Genomic DNA, 4,678 nt, shown 5'->3' with positions numbered 1-4,678 from the left:
GCCCCCGCCGGGGCGTTGGCCAGCGCAGACGCCACGGTCTTGAGGGGGTCGGGGCACTGCTGTCCGCTTACATCAATCACCTCCACGCCCGCCTCACCCGTTCTGATTTATTAAAGTTAGTCAGCCAGATCCCTTTAACGTATTTAACATCAAATCGATATTACAGCCATGGAAGACGAGAAGCCTATATTTGAGACAAATCTCCCGCCGGACAGGGCCAAGAAGGTGGTGGAGATACTTCGAGAGGTTTTCGACCCGGAGATCCCGATAAACGTCTACGACCTGGGGCTGATTAGGAAGGTGGTGCTGGAGAACGGCGTCTTGAAGGTGGTCATGACTCTGACCGCCGTGGGTTGCCCCGTAGCTGGCAACCTGGCGCAGGAGGTGGGCTACGCGATTCAGTCGGCGGTGCCCGAGGCCCAGGACGTGGAGGTGGAGATTGATTTCGAAAGGCCATGGGACCCGACGCAGATGACGCCGCGCGGCAGGGAGATGTTCAAGGCGATTTACGGCTACGACATCGTCGAGCAGTACCTAGCCGCGCAACAGGCCTAGAGAGACAGGACCCCGGCGAGGGAAATCGAGGCGGCTACCCACAGTATATACCGCCCCCACTCCACCCTCCTCCTCTTTCCTAGCTTCTGCGCCAGCGGGTGCCACCTAGCCGCCTCCTCCATGAAGAGGAGCGCCACGTGGTAGACCGCGGCGTGGAGAAGCGCCTGTGCGGCCCCGAGGGCGGCGGCCGCCGCGGCTGTCGCCGCGCCGTATACAGTGGCGGCGTATAGAAGCGCGGGGTAGGACAAGGCGGCGACTATGGCGAAGTCCGCCGCGGCTTGGGCGAACCTCTGCTCGTAGGGTAGCGACGAGGTTTCGTTCACCGCCTGGGCCACCGCCTCCGGCCTTATTGGCGGGTGCCCCGCGGCGGTTAGCAGAAGCGCAATGAGGAAGGCGGACCAGTACACCACGTATGTGAGGTAGAGCCACCTCACAGCTTTAATATGTCTCTACTTTAAAACCTATGCTCGCCATAGAGGGCGGCAGGCCGGTGAGGGAGACTCCCATCGTGGCCAGGCCGGTGGTGTACAGCGACGAGGTCCTCCAGGCTATTGCCGAGGTGCTGAAGTCCGGGATCTTGACGGCGCAGCACGGCAGGTGGGTAAAGGCCTTCGAGTCGGAGCTGGCCTCCTACCTGGGCGTGAGGCACGTCCTCGCGGTTTCAAACGGCACGACGGCTCTGCACACGGCGCTGAAGGCGGTGGGGGTGGGGCCGGGGGACGAGGTGGTGACGACGCCCTTCACCTTCGCCGCGTCGGCGACCGCCGTCCTCCACGCAAACGCCGTGCCCATATTTGCAGACATCGACAGAGAGACGCTGAACCTAGACCCGGCCTCCGTAGAGGAGAGGATTACGGACAAGACCAAGGCCGTGGTAGTGGTGCACCTAGCCGGCATGCCCGCCGAGATGGACCAGTTCATGAAGCTGGCGGAGAGGCACGGGGTCAAGATCGTGGAGGACGTGGCCCAGGCCCTCGGCGCGGAGTACAGGGGGAGGATGGCCGGCTCCATCGGCCACATCTCCACCTTCAGCCTATACGCCACGAAGCACATAACCTCGGGCGAGGGGGGCGCCGTGGCCACGGACACGGCGGCCTACGCCGAGAGGGCCCGCCTCATAAGGGCACACGGCGAGGTGGGGAAGTACAGCTACGAGATGCTGGGCTACAACTACCGCATGACGGAGATACAGGGCGTGTTGGCGTACCACCAGCTTAGGCAACTGCCGGAGATGCAGAGGCGGAGGGAGGCCTACGTCAAGACTCTGCTTGAGGAGCTGGCGCCGCTGGAGGGCGACCTAGTCACAATACCCAAGCCGAGGCCCTACATGAAGCACTCCTGGCACCTCGTCCAGATCCTCGTCGCCGTGGAGAAGCTGAGGAGGCCCAGGGACTACGTCGTCGAGGCGCTGAGGGCGGAGGGCGTGGGGAACGCCTTCGTGGCCTACCCAACCCCCCTCTACAAAACCCCCCTCTTCCAGAGACAGGAAGGCCACGGCCTCGGCTGCCCCTGGACGTGTCCATACTACAGACGCAGGGTGGAGTACAAGCCCCTCCCCAACGCCGAGTGGGCCGCGGAGCGGGTAGTCACCCTGCTAGTCATGCCAAACCTCACGGAGCAAGACGCCGTGGACACGGCCACGGCGGTGAAAAAGGTGCTAAACGCCCTGCGGCGTTAAGAAGTCGAGTTGTAGCCTCCTCAACGTCTCGGGCAGAGGCCTCCCCTCGCCGTCCCACCCCCTCAGCTCGTAGTAGATCCTAAGCGCGTTTTCCAACTCCTCGCGGGTCAGCACGTACTCCTTGTCCTCGAACCGCACCGGTTTGAAAAACCTCTCGGGGAGGGAGTCGGGGCCCGCCCCCATCTGGAGATTTAGGAAGCGCGTCATGTTCACTATCCTAACCGCCGCCTCCCGCGCCGAGGCCCCCGTCCACGGCTCCCCGGTGACGTAGGTAAGGAGCTCGGCTATTGTGTCAAAGCCCCTGCCGCCTGGATACATGTCGTACACCCCCCTGCCGAATTTACACAACACAAGCGAGTCGAACAGCGCAGACACCTCCTCCATATACGCCACGGCCCTCACCTTCTCCTCGCCGAGGCTCTGAGGCCCGCCGGCGTAGCCTCCGATGTCCAGCGCATAAGCCATAGTGGCCAGGTGGTCGGCGCCCCGGTACCCAACGGCGTAGTTAAGCGCCATCCCCTTCAAAACCCTCGGGTCGTAGCCAGCCGGCTCAAGCCCCCGCACATGCACAGCGACGTGCTCAAGCCCCAGCCTCCTCGCCGCCTCCCTAACCCCCTCGGCGAGCAGATCCCCCACCCCCCTCCGGTAGGCAATGTCCTCCACAAGCCTCGCCAAGCCCCCGCAACCCCAGTCAACCTCTATATTGAGCTTACCCAGCTTCGCCGCCTCGATGGCGAACGCGATCACGCCCCCCAGCGAGATGGTGTCCATCCCCAGCCTATCAGCCAAGTCATTTAGCTTAATAAGCTCGTCGGGGTCGGCGCAACCCGTGAGGCCCCCCAGCGCGAATATGGTCTCGTACTCAATATCCACATTAACCCCGTATTTCCCCGACCTCACGAGGCGGTGGCAAGCCGCTGGGCAGTGCATACACGCCGCGGGCTTCACGAAGTATCCCTTCTTAAAGGCAGGCCACGCGACGGACTCCCAGCCGTCTAGAGACACCCTCTGCCAGTTGTAAGCCGGGAAGAACCCCATCTGATTGGCAATCTCCACGAGGCGCACCGTGCCCCCCTCGAAAAGCGCCTTAACGCTCTTCTCCCCCACGAAGTAGGGCGTAAACCTCCTGAGAAAGTCGCTGAGCTTCTCCGGCATAGCCACGTCCACCTGCCTCTTCTCCGGCACGAAGACCACCGCCTTCAGCTTCTTAGCCCCCATCACCGCGCCCCCGCCAGTCCTCCCAAACTGCCTCCACATATCGTGATTAATAGAGGCGAACCTCACAAGGTTCTCCCCCGCCGGGCCTATGGCGAGGACGGCGGCGTTGCGCCCGTGCTCCCTAAGCAACACCTCCTCAGTCTCAATAGCATCCATCCCCCAGAGGTGCGACGCGTCTCTAAACTCGACGCGGCCCTCCTGCACAACGAGATAAGTCGGCCTCTCGGCCCTGCCGAGCACCACCAGCACATCAACCCCCGCGAAGCGCATAACCGGGCCCAGCTTACCGCCCAAATTAGAAGCCCCGAGAATCCCCGTCAGCGGCGACCGGAAAACCGCGGCGGCCCTGCCCGACATTGGGACGCCGGTCCCAGTAAGAGGGCCCGCCGCGAAGATGAGAGGGTTATCTCCAGAAAGGGGATCGGCCAGGTGGCCCCCAAACCTCCAGAAGTAGTAGGTAGCCACCCCCCGGCCGCCCACAAACAGCCTAGCCGCTCTACCGACGTCTTCAAGAGGATTCGCCGCTCTTTTCGATAGGTCAACCGCCAACCCTCTAACTGACTGCACTATCAGCAAATTTCTGTAAAATATAAATGTAATTACAGATGGCCTCTATAGAGGGAGCCTCCATCTGTATATACTCCTCACGTTTTCTACGCATATCTTGTACATATCGTCCGCCGAGAGGACCCCCTTCGATACATACTGCCTAAGCTTCGAGGCCAGGGTCCACGGCGGAATCACGGCCCCCGGCCTAGACCTGTCATCTATGTAGTCGCTCTCAACCACGAACACGGGGCCAGCCTTAAGCGCCTCTTCGAACTCCCCCCTGCGGCCCATGGGCACGGACGGCGAGAGGCCCCTGGCGTGGGCATACCCCGCCAAGGCCCCCTCTATGTGGTGCATAACCACCCGCCTGGGGTCGACCCCTGCCTCCGCCGCGAGGCGCGCCACCGAGTCCACAGTGGCCTGGCCCTCCCGCTCCAGGTGGAGGTGGACAGCCGCGTCGACGTCCCTAGCCCTCTGCAACACGTAGAGGACAACCCTGTCGCAGAGCTCCCTCACCTCCCGCGGCACGGGCCAGTGAGGCCTCCCAAACTCCCCCAGCCCCACCGCCCTCCCCTCTTCCACGTACTTAGCCGCGAGGTCGGCGGCCCACCGCATAAACTCCTCCACCTCCCCCGGCGCCCACCCGGCCTCCAGAAGCTTCACACACTCGGCGGGGTG

The 4,678-nt window shown here is 63.0% G+C and carries 5 protein-coding genes; 2 read left to right on the top strand and 3 right to left on the bottom strand.

The genetic code is table 11. The annotated features are described in order from the left end of the window. Positions 1 to 168: 168 nt before the first annotated feature. Positions 169 to 555 (top strand): metal-sulfur cluster assembly factor, encoded by a 387-nt coding sequence (locus ACP5J3_RS10875; RefSeq protein ID WP_428495715.1) that lies wholly within the window; start codon positions 169 to 171, stop codon positions 553 to 555. On the opposite strand, the gene ACP5J3_RS10870 is transcribed toward ACP5J3_RS10875, so the two are convergent. Beyond that, positions 552 to 989, bottom strand: coding sequence for a hypothetical protein (locus tag ACP5J3_RS10870; protein WP_428495714.1), 438 nt, complete (start codon positions 987 to 989; stop codon positions 552 to 554). The two genes, ACP5J3_RS10875 and ACP5J3_RS10870, sit on opposite strands and share 4 nt — an antisense overlap. Positions 990 to 1,018: 29 nt before the next feature. Here ACP5J3_RS10870 and ACP5J3_RS10865 point away from each other — a divergent pair, with 29 nt between their 5' ends. Beyond that, positions 1,019 to 2,233 carry a DegT/DnrJ/EryC1/StrS family aminotransferase gene (locus ACP5J3_RS10865; RefSeq protein ID WP_428495713.1) on the top strand — a complete coding sequence of 405 codons (1,215 nt, stop codon included), beginning with the start codon at positions 1,019 to 1,021 and terminating at the stop codon, positions 2,231 to 2,233. On the opposite strand, the gene ACP5J3_RS10860 is transcribed toward ACP5J3_RS10865, so the two are convergent. Continuing rightward, complete coding sequence (locus ACP5J3_RS10860; RefSeq protein WP_428495712.1) at positions 2,213 to 4,018, bottom strand: aldehyde ferredoxin oxidoreductase family protein; 1,806 nt, start codon at positions 4,016 to 4,018, stop codon at positions 2,213 to 2,215. The genes ACP5J3_RS10865 and ACP5J3_RS10860 overlap by 21 nt on opposite strands. A 45-nt stretch (positions 4,019 to 4,063) precedes the next feature. Further along, the coding region (locus tag ACP5J3_RS10855) for a TatD family hydrolase (RefSeq protein WP_428495711.1) at positions 4,064 to 4,678 on the bottom strand (615 nt) is incomplete at its 5' end.

Origin of the sequence: Pyrobaculum sp., assembly GCF_049971835.1 — an archaeon.
GTDB lineage: Archaea > Thermoproteota > Thermoprotei > Thermoproteales > Thermoproteaceae > Pyrobaculum.
This window is presented reverse-complemented; position numbering and strand designations above follow the sequence as displayed.

Excerpts from the sequence above, each read along its gene's own strand:
- ACP5J3_RS10875 (WP_428495715.1), top strand. The coding sequence starts at position 169 with ATGGAAGACGAGAAGCCTATATTTGAGACAAATCTCCCGCCGGACAGG.
- ACP5J3_RS10865 (WP_428495713.1), top strand. The coding sequence starts at position 1,019 with ATGCTCGCCATAGAGGGCGGCAGGCCGGTGAGGGAGACTCCCATCGTG.